General features: G+C 46.5%; 16 protein-coding genes and 1 other annotated feature. Of the genes, 3 read left to right on the top strand and 13 right to left on the bottom strand.

The features are described from left to right. Positions 1-10: 10 nt before the first annotated feature. The 3 genes from aspS to KY305_RS08655 form a co-directional block, all read right to left on the bottom strand. Positions 11-1,789, bottom strand: coding sequence for an aspartate--tRNA ligase (gene aspS / locus KY305_RS08665; protein ID WP_223062197.1), 1,779 nt, complete (start codon positions 1,787-1,789; stop codon positions 11-13). Between the two features lie 17 nt (positions 1,790-1,806). Next, complete coding sequence (hisS, locus tag KY305_RS08660; protein ID WP_223062196.1) at positions 1,807-3,078, bottom strand: histidine--tRNA ligase; 1,272 nt, start codon at positions 3,076-3,078, stop codon at positions 1,807-1,809. A gap of 72 nt (positions 3,079-3,150) precedes the next feature. After that, positions 3,151-3,395 (bottom strand) — a binding site (T-box leader). A 59-nt stretch (positions 3,396-3,454) separates the two neighbouring features. Then, positions 3,455-3,625, bottom strand: coding sequence for a YrzK family protein (locus KY305_RS08655; RefSeq protein WP_223062195.1), 171 nt, complete (start codon positions 3,623-3,625; stop codon positions 3,455-3,457). 130 nt (positions 3,626-3,755) lie between these two features. On the opposite strand from KY305_RS08655, the gene KY305_RS08650 reads away from it, so the two are divergent. Continuing rightward, positions 3,756-5,312 carry an N-acetylmuramoyl-L-alanine amidase family protein gene (locus KY305_RS08650; RefSeq protein ID WP_223062194.1) on the top strand — a complete coding sequence of 519 codons (1,557 nt, stop codon included), beginning with the start codon at positions 3,756-3,758 and terminating at the stop codon, positions 5,310-5,312. A 28-nt stretch (positions 5,313-5,340) separates the two neighbouring features. Here KY305_RS08650 and dtd read toward each other — a convergent pair whose 3' ends face one another. The 8 genes from dtd to KY305_RS08610 all read right to left on the bottom strand — a co-directional run bounded on the left by dtd (position 5,341) and on the right by KY305_RS08610 (position 14,670). Further along, positions 5,341-5,784: a D-aminoacyl-tRNA deacylase gene (dtd, locus tag KY305_RS08645; protein WP_223062193.1), complete on the bottom strand. Its 444-nt coding sequence runs from the start codon at positions 5,782-5,784 to the stop codon at positions 5,341-5,343. Between the two features lie 12 nt (positions 5,785-5,796). Next, positions 5,797-8,001 (bottom strand): GTP diphosphokinase, encoded by a 2,205-nt coding sequence (gene relA, locus KY305_RS08640; RefSeq protein WP_223062192.1) that lies wholly within the window; start codon positions 7,999-8,001, stop codon positions 5,797-5,799. Positions 8,002-8,159: 158 nt separating this feature from the next. Then, a complete protein-coding gene (locus KY305_RS08635) occupies positions 8,160-8,672 on the bottom strand; it encodes an adenine phosphoribosyltransferase (protein ID WP_223062191.1) in 513 nt (170 codons plus the stop codon). Between the two features lie 5 nt (positions 8,673-8,677). Beyond that, positions 8,678-11,038, bottom strand: a complete 2,361-nt coding sequence (recJ, locus tag KY305_RS08630) for a single-stranded-DNA-specific exonuclease RecJ (RefSeq protein ID WP_223062190.1) — start codon at positions 11,036-11,038, stop codon at positions 8,678-8,680. A gap of 55 nt (positions 11,039-11,093) precedes the next feature. Further along, entirely contained in the window at positions 11,094-11,420 is a 327-nt protein-coding gene (locus KY305_RS08625; protein ID WP_223062189.1) for a LapA family protein, read from the bottom strand. Between the two features lie 73 nt (positions 11,421-11,493). Further along, positions 11,494-11,991 (bottom strand): cation:proton antiporter regulatory subunit, encoded by a 498-nt coding sequence (locus tag KY305_RS08620; protein ID WP_223062188.1) that lies wholly within the window; start codon positions 11,989-11,991, stop codon positions 11,494-11,496. Positions 11,992-12,117: 126 nt separating this feature from the next. Beyond that, on the bottom strand, positions 12,118-14,337 hold the full coding sequence (gene secDF, locus KY305_RS08615; protein WP_223062187.1) for a protein translocase subunit SecDF: 2,220 nt from the start codon (positions 14,335-14,337) through the stop codon (positions 12,118-12,120). 36 nt (positions 14,338-14,373) lie between these two features. Next, the gene (locus tag KY305_RS08610; protein ID WP_214798155.1) at positions 14,374-14,670 is read right to left on the bottom strand and encodes a post-transcriptional regulator; all 297 of its coding nucleotides are present in this window, start codon (positions 14,668-14,670) and stop codon (positions 14,374-14,376) included. A 114-nt stretch (positions 14,671-14,784) separates the two neighbouring features. Here KY305_RS08610 and spoVB point away from each other — a divergent pair, with 114 nt between their 5' ends. Further along, positions 14,785-16,341 carry a stage V sporulation protein B gene (gene spoVB / locus KY305_RS08605; RefSeq protein WP_223062186.1) on the top strand — a complete coding sequence of 519 codons (1,557 nt, stop codon included), beginning with the start codon at positions 14,785-14,787 and terminating at the stop codon, positions 16,339-16,341. Between the two features lie 7 nt (positions 16,342-16,348). Here spoVB and KY305_RS08600 read toward each other — a convergent pair whose 3' ends face one another. After that, positions 16,349-17,005, bottom strand: coding sequence for a DUF421 domain-containing protein (locus KY305_RS08600; protein ID WP_223062185.1), 657 nt, complete (start codon positions 17,003-17,005; stop codon positions 16,349-16,351). A gap of 180 nt (positions 17,006-17,185) precedes the next feature. On the opposite strand from KY305_RS08600, the gene KY305_RS08595 reads away from it, so the two are divergent. Then, a complete protein-coding gene (locus KY305_RS08595) occupies positions 17,186-17,572 on the top strand; it encodes a TIGR04086 family membrane protein (protein ID WP_223062184.1) in 387 nt (128 codons plus the stop codon). 48 nt (positions 17,573-17,620) lie between these two features. Here KY305_RS08595 and yajC read toward each other — a convergent pair whose 3' ends face one another. After that, positions 17,621-17,881 carry a preprotein translocase subunit YajC gene (gene yajC, locus KY305_RS08590; protein ID WP_214798146.1) on the bottom strand — a complete coding sequence of 87 codons (261 nt, stop codon included), beginning with the start codon at positions 17,879-17,881 and terminating at the stop codon, positions 17,621-17,623. Positions 17,882-17,900 lie beyond the last annotated feature (19 nt).

The raw sequence follows: 17,900 nt of genomic DNA, 5'->3' as shown, positions 1-17,900 counted from the left end.
ACTGCTCATCTTAATTTTTCACTTTACTTTTGACAGAAAGGTGAAGTTCATCAAGCTGGGCGTCGCTCACTTCTCCCGGCGCTTCTGTCAGCAGGCAGCTCGCGCTTGCCGTTTTCGGGAAGGCGATTGTATCTCTTAAATTCGTGCGGCCCGCAAGAAGCATAACCAAACGGTCCAAGCCAAGGGCAATTCCGCCGTGCGGAGGAGCGCCGTATTCAAATGCTTCGAGAAGATACCCGAATTCCTCAACCGCTTGTTCTTTTGTGAAGCCGAGGAGCGCAAACATTTTTTCTTGAATATCCTTTTCGAAAATACGGATCGAGCCGCCGCCGAGTTCGTAGCCGTTTAAGACAAGGTCATAGGCTTGCGCTTTCATGTCCTCAGGCGCTGTTTCAATCAGTTCAAGATCTTCACGCACAGGCATTGTAAACGGATGGTGCGCCGCATAAAAACGGCCTTCTTCCGCGTCATGCTCTAATAGCGGCCAATCAACAACCCATAAGAAGTTGAAGAGGCTTTCGTCGATCAAGCCGCGCTCTTTTCCGAGCTTCAATCGAAGTGCGCCAAGCGATTGGGCGACAATCTCAAACTTGTCAGCGCCAAACAGCAGCAAATCGCCTTCAGAAGCGTCAAGCGCTTCAATCAGCTTCGCCTGCTTCTCTTCATCAAAGAATTTCGCAATTGGGCCTTTAACGCCTTCAGCTTCAACTTTTACCCATGCAAGGCCTTTGGCGCCGTAGTTTCCGGCAAATACGCCGAGCGCATCGATATCTTTTCTGGAATAGTCGCCGGCTGCGCCTTTGACATTGATGGCTTTGACAACGCCGCCGTTTGCAACGGCTGATGAGAACACTTTAAATTCGGTATCCTTCACAATGTCGGATACATCCGTCAGCAGCATGCCGAAGCGTGTATCCGGTTTATCGGAACCGTAACTGTTCATGGCTTTATCGTACGTCATACGCGGAAGCGGAAGTGACACCTCGACGCCCTTCGTTTCAAGCATGACCTTCGCCATCATTTCTTCCGCGAGAGCCATGATGTCTTCTTGGCTCATGAAGGACATTTCGATATCGATTTGCGTAAATTCAGGCTGACGGTCGGCACGCAGGTCTTCGTCACGGAAGCAGCGGGCCACTTGATAATAACGCTCAAAACCTGAAACCATCAGCAGCTGCTTAAAAATTTGCGGTGATTGCGGAAGGGCGTAAAACTCTCCTTCATGCACCCGGCTCGGCACTAAGTAATCACGGGCGCCTTCCGGTGAGCTTTTCGTTAAAATCGGTGTTTCAATATCAAGAAATCCGTTTTCATCCAAGAAATGGCGGATCGCCTTTGTTACCTGATGGCGCATTTGCAGTGTCTGGAACATGGCCGGACGGCGCAAATCCAAATAGCGGTATTTCAAACGGACGTCCTCTGAAACGCCATCCGCCTGATCACTGATCGCAAACGGCGGTGTTTTTGCCGCGCTCAGCACCGTTACCGATTCAGCCTTAATTTCGATTTTGCCTGTTTTCAAGTTTTGATTCACTGTGCCTTCTTCACGGGCAACAACCGTTCCTTCGATATCAAGCACGTATTCATTTCTGATACCTTCCGCAACGGCAAGGGCTTCCGCTGATACGTCAGGATTAAATACCACTTGCACAATGCCCGAACGGTCACGCAAATCAATAAAGATCAAACCGCCGAGATCACGCCGTTTCTGCACCCATCCTTTCAGTTTGACGGATTCGCCAATCGATTTTTCAGTGATATCGCCACAATAAAATGTTCTTCCAAACATAGCGTTCCTCTCCTTCACTACTTTTGATCTGCCTTTAACACTTGTATCAGCTCATCTAAAACCACTTCACGCTGTTCTCCGGTATCCGCATTTTTCAGATTGATTTTGTTTTGGGCAAGTTCGTCTTCCCCTAAAATCGCTATAAAACGCGCGCCCAGGCGGTCAGCTGTTTTGAATTGGCCCTTCATTTTTTTGTTTTCATAATCAATTTCGCTTGAAATGCCGGCTTCTCTCAGTTTGTACACGAGAGAAACGGAATGATCCTTCGCTTTTTCTCCAAGTGTGACGATGTAGCAGTCAATTCCCTGATTGACAGGAAGCTCCGTTTTCTCGGCGTCAATCGCTGCCAGAAGGCGCTCAATGCTCATCGCAAAACCGATACCCGGCGCTTCCGGTCCGCCGATCTGCTCAACAAGCCCGTCATAGCGGCCGCCGCCGGCAAGTGTTGTAATGGCCCCAAACCCTTCTGCATTGCTCATGATTTCAAACGCAGTGTGATTGTAGTAATCAAGCCCTCTGACAAGGTTCGGATCGATCTCAAACGGAATGCCGAGCGCTGTTATATATTGCTGCACCTTTTGAAAATAAGCTGCCGATTCATCATTTAAATAATCAAGAATAGACGGTGCCGTTTTCATAAGCTCATGATCTCTGTCTTTTTTGCAATCGAGAATTCTGAGCGGATTCGTGTGCAGTCGTGACTGGCAGTCTGAACAAAATTCACCGATGCGCGGTTCAAAATGTTTGACGAGCGCTTCACGGTAGGCCTGACGGCTGTTTTGATCACCGAGGCTGTTCAGCACGAGCTTGACATTTTTCAAGCCGGCTTTTCGGTAAATGCTCATCGCAAGCGCGATTACTTCTGCGTCTACGGCCGGATCTTTAGAACCGATGGCTTCAATCCCGAATTGATAGAATTGACGGAAGCGTCCCGTCTGCGGGCGTTCATAACGGAACATCGGCCCGACATAGTAAAGTTTCGTCGGCTGAACCGGATTCGCGAATAATTTATTTTCGTTAAACGCGCGCACCGCAGCAGCCGTGCCTTCAGGGCGAAGCGTCAAGCTTCTGCCTTTTCGGTCTTCAAAGGTATACATTTCTTTTTGCACGATGTCTGTAGATTCACCGACGCCTCTGGCGAACAGTTCCGTATGCTCAAAAATCGGCGTGCGGATTTCTTTATATTGATAAGTACGGCACGTGTCTCTCATAATTTGTTCAACGAACTGCCATCTGTCTGATTCACCCGGCAGTATATCCTGTGTGCCTCTTGGAATGTGATATGCCATTTTACAGGCCTCCTTCATTGTCTTTCTTAAAAACAGGAAATCAAAAAACTCCCGCCCCTACTATACATGTATAGTAGGGACGAGAGTTATACCCGTGGTGCCACCCTAGTTGGAATGCCTCAGCATCCCCGCTCTGGCCCTTAACGCAGGTTCACGTCCGCTGCCTAATGACCGATGCATCATCATGCAAAAGCGTTCAGCAGGAAACCTCCGGAGTGTTGTTTCGAGAAAGATGCAGTGCGGATCCGCTTTCAGCCCGGGACGGTTCCTCTCTTCTCCATGCATTCTGACCTACTCTTCTCCATTATCGGTTCAAATCGTTATAATTTCATATGTACATCAATTTCTATTATAATAATGGGATTGCACTTCTCTGTCAAGTTTTATTCCGTCTGTTTCTCCTTGAGACGGCTTCTTTCGATAAGAGCCCGAACTCTGAAGACGTCTCTTCAAGATAGCCGGTCTGTCCCGCCTCGGCCTGTTCACTGAAGTGCAGATTTGCTTCTGTATCATGTAGCGCGCGACCCATTTTTGGTTGATATTTCATGATTTGCACACCTTTTCGCTGTATTTACGACTAGTATAAACAAATCATTTTATTTTTATTTAACATTCAACAAGGAAATTACGATATTATACAAGAATATATTTTAGTTAGTTCAGAAAGGAGGACAGCCATGAATAAGAAAGCTCTTGCTCTTATTTTATGCAGCGTCATCATCACAGCACTTCTCCCGTCATTTCATACCGTTATTGCCGCAGAAGGAGAAGCCGTCATCGCAACAGACAAGATCAATGTCAGAGGCGGTCCCGGCCTGAGCTATGGAATTATAGCTGAAGTGAAAAAAGGAGAAAGATATCCGATCCTCAAAGAAGAGGGTGACTGGGTGCAGGTTCAGCTGAGCTCCGGTAAAACCGGATGGGTCGTCTCCTGGCTGATATCAAAAACAACCGGGGGGACAAGCAGTGCGTCCGCACAAAGCGGAACAGTCACTTCCACTGACCCTGACCTCCGTATCAGAAAAGGGCCCGGGACTTCGTATGAAGTCATCGGCAAGCTTCCGCAAGGCGCACATGCGTCCGTGCTTGATAAAGACACCGGATGGGTGAAAATTTCTTATCAAGGTACGGCAGGATGGGTTTCTTCCGATTACGTCACAGCGGAAAGCGGCGGACGGGAGACGAAAGAGAATTCATCCCAGCGCGGCTCAAAGAGCGGGACGGTCGGCGTTTCCTCGTTGAATGTCAGAAGCGCAGCGTCACATGGTTCAGCAATTATCACAAAATTATCCCGCGGAACAAAGGTAGCGATTTTGAGCGAAGACCACGGCTGGGTGAATATTGAAGCAAACGGGCAAAAGGGCTGGGCGGCGAGCCACTACATCCTAAGGGAGTCTGATTCATCAGACAGCGCTTCCGGCTCGGGCGGCTCTGACAGCTCAAGCTCCGCGAAAAAAGCGTATATCGTTTACGGCGGGACGAATTTAAGAAGCGCGGCTTCGACCTCTGCTTCCATCGTGGAACGGGCCAATAAGGGCGCATCCTACCCTATTATCGGCTCAAGCGGCAAATGGTATGAAGTCCGGCTTGAAAACGGCCAATCGGCTTATGTGGCCAACTGGGTCGTCCAAACGTCAAAAACCGGGGAGGAATCCGGCGAAGCACCGGCTCCTAAAACCTCAGGCGGAAACGGATCACTCAAAAACAAAACGATTGTCGTTGACCCCGGACACGGCGGAAAAGACAGCGGAACGATCGGCTACTCGGGACAATTCGAAAAAAACTTAACGATTAAAACCGCTAAGCTTTTAGCAGGCAAATTGAGGGCTGCCGGTGCAAATGTGTATGTCACAAGGCAGGACGATACGTTTATCAGCCTGCAGTCACGTGTTTCAACTTCTCATTACCGGAATGCAGATGCCTTCATCAGCATTCACTATGACAGCTATGCTGATACGTCAACCCGGGGCAGCACTGCTTATTATTACAGTCCGTCAAAGGATCGTGAGCTTGCCTCAGACGTTCACTCCGAAGTGGTTAAGCGCTCGTCTATTCCTGACCGCGGCGTATTATTCGGAGACTATTACGTGCTGAGAGAAAACAAGCGGCCTGCCATGCTGTATGAGCTCGGCTATCTCAGCCATCCGCAAGAGGAAACGATTTTACATAGCGGCTCATATCAGGAAAAGGTGACCGACGGAATCGAAAGCGGATTGGAACATTATTTTCAGTAACAAAAAAAGCTGCCGTTTGGCAGCTTTTTTATTGTTTAGAATCCATAATCAATGTGACCGGTCCTGAGTTTGTCAGCTGAACATCCATCATGGCTCCGAATGTTCCGGTTTCGACTTTGATCCCTTTTTCACGAAGAAAGTCGTTCCATTTCTCATAAAGGTGCAGCGCCTGATCCGGTTTGGCCGCATCCATAAAATTCGGGCGGCGCCCTTTTTTCGTTTCACCGTAAAGCGTAAACTGTGAGACTGATAAAAGCTCTCCGCCTATGTCTAAAAGCGATAAATTCATCTTCCCGCTTTCATCGTCAAAAATCCGCAGATTAACAATTTTTTCGGCTAAATAAGCGGCATCTTCCGCTGTATCTTCATGAGTGACACCGACAAGCGCCATAATGCCGGGACCGATCCGGCCGACTTCGGCACCGTCAACTGTCACGCTTGCTTCTGTTACGCGCTGAACAACTAATCTCATTGTAAGCTCCTTTTAATTCATTACCCGGCGTACTGAATAAATGTCTCTGATCTGCTTGATCCGCTCGACCACTTTGTGCAGATGATTGATGTTTTGAATAAAAATCGCCATATGAATCGTTGCCACTTTATTGCGGTCGGATTTGCCGGAAACAGATGATATATTTGTTTTCGTTTCATTTACGGCTTGAAGCACCTCGTTTAACAGCCCGCGGCGGTCATAGCCTAAAATCTCGATTTCAACATTATATTCCTTGCGCTTTTGAACCTGTGATTCATGCTCCCATTCGACCGGAATCAGACGCTCCTGCGCTTCATTGGTTTTCACGTTCGGACAGTCGTCACGGTGAACGGATACACCGCGGCCTTTTGTAATAAAGCCGACAATATGGTCTCCAGGCACCGGGTTGCAGCATTTTGACAAACGGACGAGAAGGTTGTCGATGCCTTTTACGCGGACACCCGCTTCCCGCTTTCTCCCTTGCGGATACTGTTTAGGCTCGGCAGTAACCTCTTGAACGATTTTTTCCTGCTCTTCCTGGTCACGCAGTTTCCGTTCTTTTTCGGTGAGCCTGTTGGCCACCTGCAAAGCAGTGATGCCGTTATAACCGACCGCGGCATACATATCCTCTTCATTTGAGAAATTGAACTTATCGGCAACCTTTTGAAGATTTTCGAGCGTTAAAACATCCTTCACTTCAAAATCAAGGTTTTTGATTTCTTTTTCGACCAGCTCACGGCCCTTTTCGACGTTTTCTTCACGGCGCTGTTTTTTAAAGAACTGGCGGATTTTATGTTTCGCCTGCGATGTCTGGGCGAGTTTGACCCAGTCTTGGCTCGGCCCGTACGAATGCTTGGAAGTCAAAATCTCGACAATGTCTCCCGTTCTCAGCTTATGATCAAGCGTCACCATTTTCCCGTTGACTTTCGCTCCGATCGTTTTATTGCCGATTTCCGAGTGAATTCTGTAGGAAAAGTCGATCGGAACAGAGCCTGACGGAAGCTCTATGACATCGCCTTTTGGCGTAAACACGTATACCATGTCAGAAAACAAATCAATTTTTAATGATTCCATAAATTCTTCCGCATCGGTTGATTCGTTTTGGAATTCCAATATTTCACGGAACCAGGAAAGCTTTTTCTCAAAAGTCGCTTCTTCGTTTGCCGCCTTGCCTTCTTTATATGCCCAGTGAGCCGCAACCCCGTATTCAGCGATTTCATGCATCTCAAATGTTCTGATCTGGACTTCCAGCGGGTCGCCTTTAGGACCTATCACAGTCGTGTGAAGGGATTGATACATGTTTGGCTTAGGCATCGCAATATAATCTTTAAATCTGCCCGGCATCGGCTTCCAGCAAGTGTGAATTATGCCGAGCACCGCGTAGCAGTCTTTAATGCTTCCGACAAGAATACGGACGGCGAGCAGATCATATATTTCATTGAATTGTTTGTTTTGCAGCGCCATCTTGCGATAAATACTGTAAATATGCTTCGGGCGGCCTGAGAAGTCAGCTTTGATATTGACTTCTTCAACACGTTTTTTTACTTCATTGACAACCTCATCCACATAAAGTTCGCGTTCCGCGCGCTTTTTCTTCATGAGGTTTACGATTCTGTAATATTGCTGAGGATTCAAATAACGGAGAGCGGTATCCTCAAGCTCCCATTTGATTTTAGAAATCCCGAGGCGGTGTGCCAAAGGAGCAAAGATTTCAAGTGTTTCATTTGAAATTCTCCGCTGTTTTTCCTGCGGAAGATGCTTTAACGTCCGCATATTATGAAGGCGATCCGCCAGCTTGATCAATATGACTCTTATATCCTGAGCCATAGCGACAAACATTTTGCGGTGATTTTCCGCCTGCTGTTCTTCTTGAGATTTATACTTAATTTTACCGAGCTTCGTTACACCGTCCACAAGCATCGCCACTTCTTCTGAGAATGCTTCCTTCAGGTCATCGAGAGTGACATCCGTATCCTCCACCACATCATGCAAAAATCCGCCCGCAATTGTGGATGGGTCCATTTCAAGATCAACGAGAATACCCGCCACTTGAATCGGATGGATGATGTACGGCTCACCTGATTTGCGATACTGTTCGCGATGCGCGTCTTGTGCATACAGGTAAGCTTTCTCAACAAACGCAATCTGCTCCTCCGGCAGATAGGTGCGCGCTTTATCTATTACTTGCTCGGCAGTCAATACTTGTTCGTTCGCCATGGAATCACCTTTTTTAAATGTAAACTGTATTAGTTTATTATCAAGAAAAAAACGAGAGATGTAAAGGGCAGAAGTTCAAAACACCTAAAGATTCTGTCAGGATGATGAAATAATAGGAAAAAAGCACCCGGTCATGAGTGCTTTTTTCCATTATGCGGTTAATATTTCATTAACGTTAAAATATCGTAATCGTCAAGCTTGTCTCTGCCGTCAAGATAAGAAAGCTCAATTAAAAACGCGATTCCCGCAACGACGCCGCCAAGCTCTTCAACAAGCTTAATCGTCGCCTCGATTGTGCCGCCTGTTGCTAATAAGTCATCGGTAATCAGCACGCGCTGGCCGGGCAAAATGGCGTCTTTATGAATGGTCAGCACGTCTTTTCCGTACTCCAAGCCGTAATCGACTTTAATGACTTCACGCGGAAGTTTTCCTTCTTTACGGACAGGCGCAAAGCCGACTCCGAGCGCATATGCGACAGGACAGCCGATAATAAAGCCCCGTGCTTCCGGTCCGACAACTATATCAATTTCTTTTTCTTTTGCATATTCAACAATTTGGTCAGTCGCATATCGATAGACGTCGCCTTTGTCCATCAATGTCGTAATATCTTTAAATTGCACGCCCTCTTTCGGATAATCGGGCACAATTGTTACGTATTTTTTAAGATCCATCTGTTCTATGTCCTCCTCGTACTTTCATAAGCCTCTGAATCTTGATTCATCAGCTTATTCAGCCATTCCTTCAGCTCTTTGGCCGCGGAATAATTCAGCTTCTGGTCTAATTCCATCAGCTGCTGTTTTACCTGGTAGGTTTGCGAGTCTTCCAGATCGCGTTTTTTCGCGCCGCTCACTACAGACAGCACACCATCTTCTATTTTAACAAAACCTAGATCAAAAAACACCTTTGTCATGAAATTGATTGTGTCAATTGACCAACCTCTGTGTCTTGCAAGATCTGAAACATGCTTCTGCAAGTCAAAAGTGCCTCTTTTCAAGAGAAACGCATAAAACCACTTGAAATCATTTCGCGACGGAAATGAAGACAGGAAATGTTCTTCATGATTGATAAAAATAAAATAAATCCGTTCCGGTTTCTTTCCGTTAAGCAAGCTTTTCAGCCAGTCCGCTGATGGCGGCACATCCAGAAAAACGGCATATTTTCCGTCAAGCTGAAGCGCTTTTGCCTCAGCCTCCGATTTGATTTCATACAGCTCACCGCGCAGCTCTTCTGTCCGGAGCTGCTGATTCGTTTTCCCGTTAAAACTGATCAGCACTCTTTTTTCCTTCGGAAGCGCAGTGACCGTTTCTTCCCATGTCCGCTTGCCTCTAACATCAAAAAGCTGCCATTCCAAAACCGCAGCATCTTTAATCATAAGCTGTGGTTTCTTTCTGTTGTTCCATTCATTAATGGACATTTCACCGACGATGGAAATATTTGATCCGGGCACAAGCCCCGCTTCAAGCTCGCCTTTGTTAAAGCCGACGCAATCAAGCATGGCGGAATCATTTTTTACCGTCATTTTTACGTGGTTTTTATTCGCTCCGATCAGACGGACATCTTCCAGCACCGCATTTTCCACCATCACATGCGGTTTCGGGTTTAGCATTCCAAACGGCGACAGCATATTCATTTCGGTTATGCTCTCGACGGTAATGTCTTCAACACCGCAAACAAGATCAACATCTTGAACGGGGATAAAATCCTCTTCCGTAAGCGTTTCTTCAGCCATTTGATTAAGCCTGTCCCTTAAATCAGGCACATCTTCGGCCTTCAGCGTCATCCCTGCAGCCATCGGATGTCCGCCGAAATGGGGAAGAATATCTCTGCAGTTTGAAAGGCTTGAAAAAAGATTAAAGCCCCTGATGCTCCGCGCAGAGCCTTTTGCAATCCCTTGTTCTTCATCAATGCCCAGAACAACCGCAGGCCTGTAAAAACGCTCTGCAAGCTTGGAAGCGACGATACCGACAACCCCCGGATTCCAGCCGGCTTTTGCCACAACAATCGCCGACAGGCTCCCGCTTTGCTGCTGAACCATTTCAACGGCCTCTTCCGTCATGGTTTTCACCATCTTCTGCCGCTCTTTATTCAGCTGGTCGATATTTGCCGCCAGTTCCTCCGCCTCAAAAGGGTCTTCAGTCATCAGCAGATGAACGGCGGGATCTGCCTGTTCAAGTCTTCCGACGGCATTAAGCCTCGGCGCGACCTGAAAACCGATCGTTTCCTCATCTGCTTGTCCGATATCTCCGCCGGACAGCTTAATTAAAGCCTGCAAGCCCGGACGGTTTGTTGTCCGAAGCCTTTCTATTCCGAGCGAAGCGATTAATCTGTTTTCATCATGAAGCGGCACCAGATCTGCGATCGTGCCGATAGCTGCTAAATCAAGGAGAGCTTCCGGCAAAGAGCCCGTGAGTGCATGGGCAAGCTTAAACGCCACACCGACGCCCGCCAATTCTTTAAACGGGTAGCTGCATCCGGGCTGCTTCGGGTGGACAATCGCATAAACGTCAGGAAGCGCCGGGCCCGGCTCATGGTGGTCGGTGATAATGACGTCTAAGCCCAGCTCTTTCGCGACCTCCGCTTCGTGAACGGCGGCAATGCCCGTATCAACCGTGATAATAAGCGAAAATCCCCGCTCTTTTATGGAGCGGAAGGCATGTTCATTCGGCCCGTAACCTTCTGTAAAACGATCCGGAATATAGAAATCAACATTGGCCGAAAGCTGACGGAGCGTTTTCAGCATCACTGATGTGCTTGTGACCCCATCGGCATCGTAATCTCCATAAATCATAATCGGCTCACCGCGTGAAACCGCCAGCTTAATCCGATCAACCGCTTCCTGCATTCCTTTCAATTCAAACGGATCATAAAAGTCTGCATCCTTTGTATGTAAAAACAGCCTTGCGCTTTCTGCAGTGTCAAAACCTCTCTTCACAAGCAGAGACGCCACAAGAGGTGTTATGTCCAATTGTTCTGTGAGTGATTTGACCTTATCCTGATCTGGCTGCTGGATCTCCCAGCGCATTTTTGACGCTAACATAAATTCACCCCTCAACCACCCTATTATACTAGAGCGGACTGAGGGGTTTCAAATGTTATTCTAATCCTTTTTTCTCTTTCAGCATTTCTTCCGGCTGCGCCGCAGGTTTTTTTTCGTTTGTTTCAGCCGTCAATTCCGGAGCGGATTGGTTTTCTTTCCGCAGCATTTTAATTTCACGTTTCAGTTTCATAATTTGAAAAATCCCGACGGAAAAGACGATGAGCGCCCCCATTAAAACGGAGCCTAAAATGACTAAAATAAGCGGCCATTCAGAAGTTCCGAACAGATAATCAACCTCTACCGCCCTTACGTTAATGACGGCAAAAATGGCGACGATTAAGGTAAATATCAGAGCAAATATAATTGTCCATTGTTTATTCATACGTCAGCCTCCAGACTGTTGATTTCTACATGTTGTTCCCTTATCTTCCTGCTGGTAAACCTGCAATAAGACGTCAGTTTTCCTGAGCAGTAAACTGTTCGCGAATCAGCTTTTTCAATCCGCTTCTTTCACCGGATATCACCAAAGTATCTCCCTCTTCAATCAATGTATCAAAGCCGGGGCTCAGCTGCTTTTGCTGATTTTTCTTCACGATGGCAATGATTTGGACATTGTAATGCTTCTTTATATCCAATTCTCCGATGGTGCGGCGGACAGCCGGCGCTTGAGGCTCCGTTTTAAACCATTCAATAATCAGATCATCGAGCGCAACTTCCACAGATTCCAGCGCTTTCGGTTTATACGTCATTCCGCCTAATATCGCAGAAATCTGCCTTGCCTCTTCGTCATTAAATTCAATAGAGGCCGTACATTCCTCATGATCGTTCTCATCGAAGTAATAGAGCTCTCTTCTGCCGTCATTATGAAGTATAATACTGATTTTATCTTGATTTTTCGTAATGATTTCGACCTTCTGACCGATGCCCGGAAGCTCCGACTCACGAACCTTCATAAGAACCCTCCTACATGTTTTTACAATAGTGATTGACTATGTAAGCGTATGTCATTATAGCAAATGCCGGTTTCAAGTTCAATGAACGTAAAAACAGGCTGCCTTCTAAAGACAGCCTGCTTGCCGTTATTCTTCGATTGATTTTTTCTTCGCAAACTCTTTTCCTTTCCATACAAGCCAAAGCTGTGCGGCAATGTAAAGAGAGGAGTAAACGCCCGTTAACAAACCGATTAATAATGCGATAGAGAAGTTTGTAATGGACGATGAGCCTAAAATGAGCAGTACCACGACAACAATCACAACGGTCAAGACCGTATTGATCGAACGGGTAAAGGTTTGCTGCAAGCTCAAATTCACGATGTGTTTCAATTCGGCAAATGATTTCGGCTTGCGCTTTTTCATATGCTCGCGAACCCTGTCAAATGTAACAATCGTATCATTTATCGAGTAACCGATAATGGTGAGAACCGCGGCAATAAAGGTAACATCAACTTCAAGCCTTGTGACGCTGAAAAACGCAACAATAAAGAAAGCGTCATACAGCAGTGATACGATTGCCGCGATAGCCATTCTGTACTCAAATCGGAACGACACGTAAATAATGATGCCGATAGATGCAATTGCCACCGCGTATAAGGCGTTGCGGGCCAATTCTTTTCCTACCGTCGGCGATACCGTGCTGACATTCGGTTCCGACCCGTATTTATCTTTGAAGTACGTTTTGATTTCAGCAATTTTTTCTTTTGAAGGCTCACCGACAAACCGGGCCGCGGCGACATGATTCTCTTTCCCCGACAGCACTACGTTTTCCGGTTTCATGCCAAGGGAGTCAAAATCATGTTCAACCTGCTGCGCCGTTAAGGAATGATTGCTTTGTACATCAATCCGTGCGCCGCTTGCAAAATCGATTCCCAGATTGAGCTTAAAGATCAGTAAGACGATTATTCCCGCAACAGTAACGGCACTTGAGAAAATAAAGAAGTATTTTCGTTTGCTCGTGAAGTCCCATTTTTGGAACGCCGTATGCGGTTCTGTGTTTTCGTCCGTTTTTTGAATGTCCATAATGTGTTTTTTATTAACGCCGAACCAGCCTTTTTTCCGGTCGAGCCATCTGCTTTCCACGAGAAGGGACAGCAGAAATCTTGAAAGGAAGACAGCCGTAATGAAGCTTGTCAAAATCGACAGGATCAGCATCGTGGCAAACCCTTTTACAGAGCTTGTCCCGAATATGAAGAGCACGACCGCTGCGATGATTGTTGTGATATTCGCATCAAAAATCGTGGCAAATGACCGTCTGTTCCCGGAACGGAAAGCCGATCGGACGGATTTGCCGAGTTTCAGCTCTTCTTTAATCCGTTCATAAGTAATGATGTTGGCGTCAACCGCCATCCCGACACCTAAAATAAGCGCCGCGATACCAGGCAGCGTCAGCACAGCCTGCATCCAGTCAAAGACTTGGAGCGTGATATACACATATACAGAAAGGGTAATGACCGCAATGAGTCCGGGCAGCCGGTAGAAAAACAGCATAAATAAGAAAACGAGTGCAATTCCGATGATTCCTGCTTCTACTGTGTCATGTAATGCCTGCTGTCCGAATTGCGCACCTACTGACGTTGAATATTTTTCAGTCAGTTTAACCGGCAGCGCGCCGGCATTTAAAATATTCGCCAAGTCCTTTGCTTTTTGAACGGTGAATTGGCCTTCAATCGTAACATCCTTTGTATTTAATTCCTGGCTCACATTCGGAGCGGATACATATTTCGGATGCTTTTTGCCGACTTCTTTTTTAAATGAATCGCCTTTATTGTAATCCAGCCAGATGACAAGTTGGTTATTAGGCGCCATTTTCATGACTTTTTTCGTCACTTCTCCGAACTTGTCCGCATCCTTCAGCTTAACGCTGACGATCGGCTCGTTCGTCGTAGGATTGAATGTTTGTTTCGCGCCGTTTTCCACAAGGTCTGAACCGTTCAGAAGCTCCTTATCGTTTGTATCCCTGAAAGAGAGCTGCGCTTCCGTTGACAGGATTTCGCGCGCCCTGTTCTGGTTGGTCACACCCGCAAGCTGAACGCGTATGCGGTTATTCCCTTCGATTTGAATGTTCGGCTCACTGACGCCGAGAACGTTGGCCCGGCGGTTTAATGCCTCCACCGTGCTGACGAGCACATCTTTTGTTATTTTATCGCCTTTTTTGACGGGCTGCACATCGTACAGAACTTCAAACCCGCCGCGCAAATCCAATCCTAATGTAATATTGTTTGCAGCCGGTTTTGTAAAATACCCCAATCCCGTGCCGATTACTAATACAATCAGGAAAAACGCAATCAAGCGTCCTTTTTTCATTATGTATTTCCTCCTTAAACCTATGCCATCAAATCACTATCTCAGTAATTCGTCCAAAGCTTCCTGGCCCTCTTCGCTTTCCAGCCAATTAGACGTCTTAAATGCTTCTACGGTTGCATAGTTCATAAAATCGCCAATTTTCACTGATAAAATACCGCCGGCCAATTCATACAGCGGCAGCTCAGCATTCTTTTTCCATTTTTTATGTATTAAGTATGACCATAAACTTTCGTGCTCAACATCATCGTAGCCGAGGATTTTGAACTCTTCAAGCTTACTGTACAAAAAAGGCCGTAAATGATCTTTATACATTTCGGCGGGATGTTTATCCACTGAACGCACGCTCCTTTTTTCATTTTTCATGAAGACTTGTCATGCTTGGACGACATTGGCGCATATCTTTATTGTATATGATTCCAGGTAGTTTGAGAAGGCAGGGGTTTGAAAATGGCAAAACAGACTTTTTTAAGGGGCACTCTTATTCTCATCGCAGCTGGGATGATTACAAGAATGCTCGGCTTTGTCAACCGGGTGGTTATCGCCCGGTTTATCGGTGAAGAAGGGGTCGGCCTGTACATGATGGCTGCTCCCACCTTTTTCTTGGCCACCACTTTGACCCAATTCGGCCTCCCGGTCGCCATCAGCAAACTTGTCGCTGAAGCCAGCGCCCGGGGAGACCAGCAGAAAACCAAAAATATTTTAGTCATGTCTCTTACCATCACCGGGATATTGAGCCTCATTTTCACGCCGCTGTTTTTATGTTTTGCACCCGTTATGGCAGAAACGATGCTGACAGATAAACGGACGGTATACCCGCTGCTGGCGATTACACCGGTCGTGCCGATTATCGCCATCTCCAGTGTGCTGCGGGGTTATTTTCAAGGAAGGCAGAACATGAATCCGCTGGCGCTTTCTCAAGTGCTTGAGCAAGTCGTGCGCATTTCTCTCGTTGCAGTCTGCACCGCCATTTTCCTGCCGTACGGAATTGAATATGCCGCAGCCGGAGCCATGATTTCTTCTGTCATCGGAGAGCTTGCCTCTCTTATATATCTATTCATTTGTTTCAAGTATAAAAAGACAATCAAAATCAGGAAACATTTTTTCCAGTCCATTGCAAACGGAAAAGAAACCTTTATGCAGCTTATGAGCGTATCGCTGCCGACGACCGGAAGCCGTTTTATCGGAAACTTGTCATGGTTTTTCGAACCGATTGTCGTTGCGCAGAGCTTGGCGATTGCAGGGGTGGCCACCGCTGCGGCAACCAGTCAGTATGGGGAGCTGACCGGATTTGCCATGACACTTTTAACCTTGCCCAGCTTTATTACCTATTCTCTGTCAACTGCGTTAGTTCCTGCGATCAGTGAAGGGATGGAGCAAAAAAAGTTGCAGGTTGTCGAATATCGGCTGGAACAGGCGATGCGGCTCTGTCTTTTAAGCGGGGGAATTTCAGTAGTCATTTTGTTCTCCTTTGCCGATGAGCTGATGTCCGTCATGTATGGATCAACAGGTGCGGCGGTGTTTATTAAAGTCATGGCGCCGTTTTTTCTGCTTTATTATTTTCAGGGGCCCCTTCAAGCTGTGCTGCAGGCGCTCAATTTAGCAGGAGCCGCCATGATGAACAGTTTTATCGGCGCCGTTGTCAAAACCGCACTTATTTTTGTCCTGGCTACCAGGCCTTCGCTCGGCATTATGGGCGCGGCGCTAGCGATTGTAACAGGGATGGTGCTTGTCACCCTTTTGCATGCTGCCACCGTGAGCAAAGTGCTGCCGATCAGCATTAAAATTAAAGAATATGCGCTGTGCTTTGCCGTGATTTTTATATGCGGGTATGTGAGCAGTTTCTTAAAGCAAGCTGTCCGCTTTTCAGGGTCTGAAGCGGTTAATCTAGCAGGCTGGATCGCCATGACCGTTCTTTTATATATCGTGCTGCTGCTTTTATTCCGTCTGATTAAAAGGGAGGAGCTGGGCCGGATTCCTGTCATCGGCCGGCTTGTGACGCGCTGAACCCGGTTTAAGACTCCCCTTTTTCGTCCTTTATGTCAATAAAAAAAACACCGTCTGTAAACGTGCAGAATGCAATCTCAGAAGGATCGCTGCATCCTCTTTTCGCCAAATTTTTTTCGAGCCATTGTTTATCTTTTCCGATTCTGTCTAAATGCTCGTTTTGAATAATCCCGTCGACAATAAGCGGTGTTTCGAGCTGTTTATGCTTATTGTTTTTCTTTTTGACGATAGAAAGTTTTCCTGACGATTCCAAAACGGCGTATGACACGTCGGATATTCTTTCGATATTATTTTCTCTCAGCTGCATGAGTAAATCGTCAAAGTTGTAGCGCTGCGATCTCATCGCCCGTTCGTCAATTTTTCCCTGCTTAATGATAATCGTCGGCTTGCCGTCAAGAAGCTGCCGTATTTTTTGGCTTTTGAGCGAAATATAAGCAAGACTTACTTGAATAATCATTAAAATGACAATCGGCACAATTGTATGCAAGAGGTGATCCTTTACATCTTCAATCGCCAAAACGGCAATTTCGGCAATCATAATGGAAACGACAAGATCCAAAATGCTCAGCTCTCCGATTTCCCGCTTACCCATCAGCCTGAAAATCACGAGAATGATAAAATACAGCACAACCGTACGAATCGTAATAATGAAAATATCTTCCATATCGCACCTCCAACGGTCATAGCTTGTGCCAACCTCTCTGATTTATGTAAGAAATGCGCCGAACGTGATGCTTTTACGTCTAATTCGAACATTCAGAGAATACATTTAGAAAAAGACGAGCCCGGGCCTGGCTGATGGCGCTTTTCAAACATCAGTCCGCTGGGCGGAGAGGAGATAAGGATGGAAGAAACAAAACAAGTGGGAAAAGGCATTTTACACGGCTTAGTCGCTATTTTTGCAGCCATGCTTCTTACGAGTTTGGCCATTTCGCTTTTACTGACCGTCACATCACTGGAAGAGTCTTCTTTCAGCTGGCTGATCACCTCCCTTTCATTTCTTTCTTTATTTGCAGGCGGATTTATTTCAGGCGGAAAAGCAAAAGAGAAAGGCTGGATGATCGGGGCGATAACCGCGGTTTGTTTTTCCTTAATCATTTTGCTGTTTCAGTATTTAGGATTCGGAAAAACGTTTACTTCAGGACAGCTGCTGTTTCATCTCGGATTTTTAGGAGTCAGTATGCTGGGCGGAATTTTCGGGGTGAATTTAAAAGGAAGCAGATCAGCATAAAAAAAGAGCGGAAGCCCCGCTCTTTTTTATTATGTATAAGCTTCGCTGTTACTCAGCAGAAGCTTCTCTGATCGCGCGGCGGTCAAACGTTAAACGAGTGTTTTCACCTGTTTTGATGACGACCTTGCTTTCATCAATTGATTCAACAGTGCCGTGCAATCCTCCGATTGTCACCACTGAATCTCCTTTTTTCAGCTCTTCCTGCATCTGGCGCACAGCCTTTTGCTGCTTTTGCTGCGGACGGATCAGTAAGAAATAAAGAACCGCAAACATTAAGATAATAGGAACGATTGTACCTAATGTACCCATATGTGTCCCTCCTTTCGAA

The organism is Bacillus sp. YC2, from assembly GCF_019891195.1.
In the GTDB taxonomy this organism is placed as follows: domain Bacteria; phylum Bacillota; class Bacilli; order Bacillales; family Bacillaceae; genus Bacillus.
The sequence above is the reverse complement of the archived record's forward strand: the minus strand, read 5'-3'. Positions and strand labels throughout refer to the sequence as shown.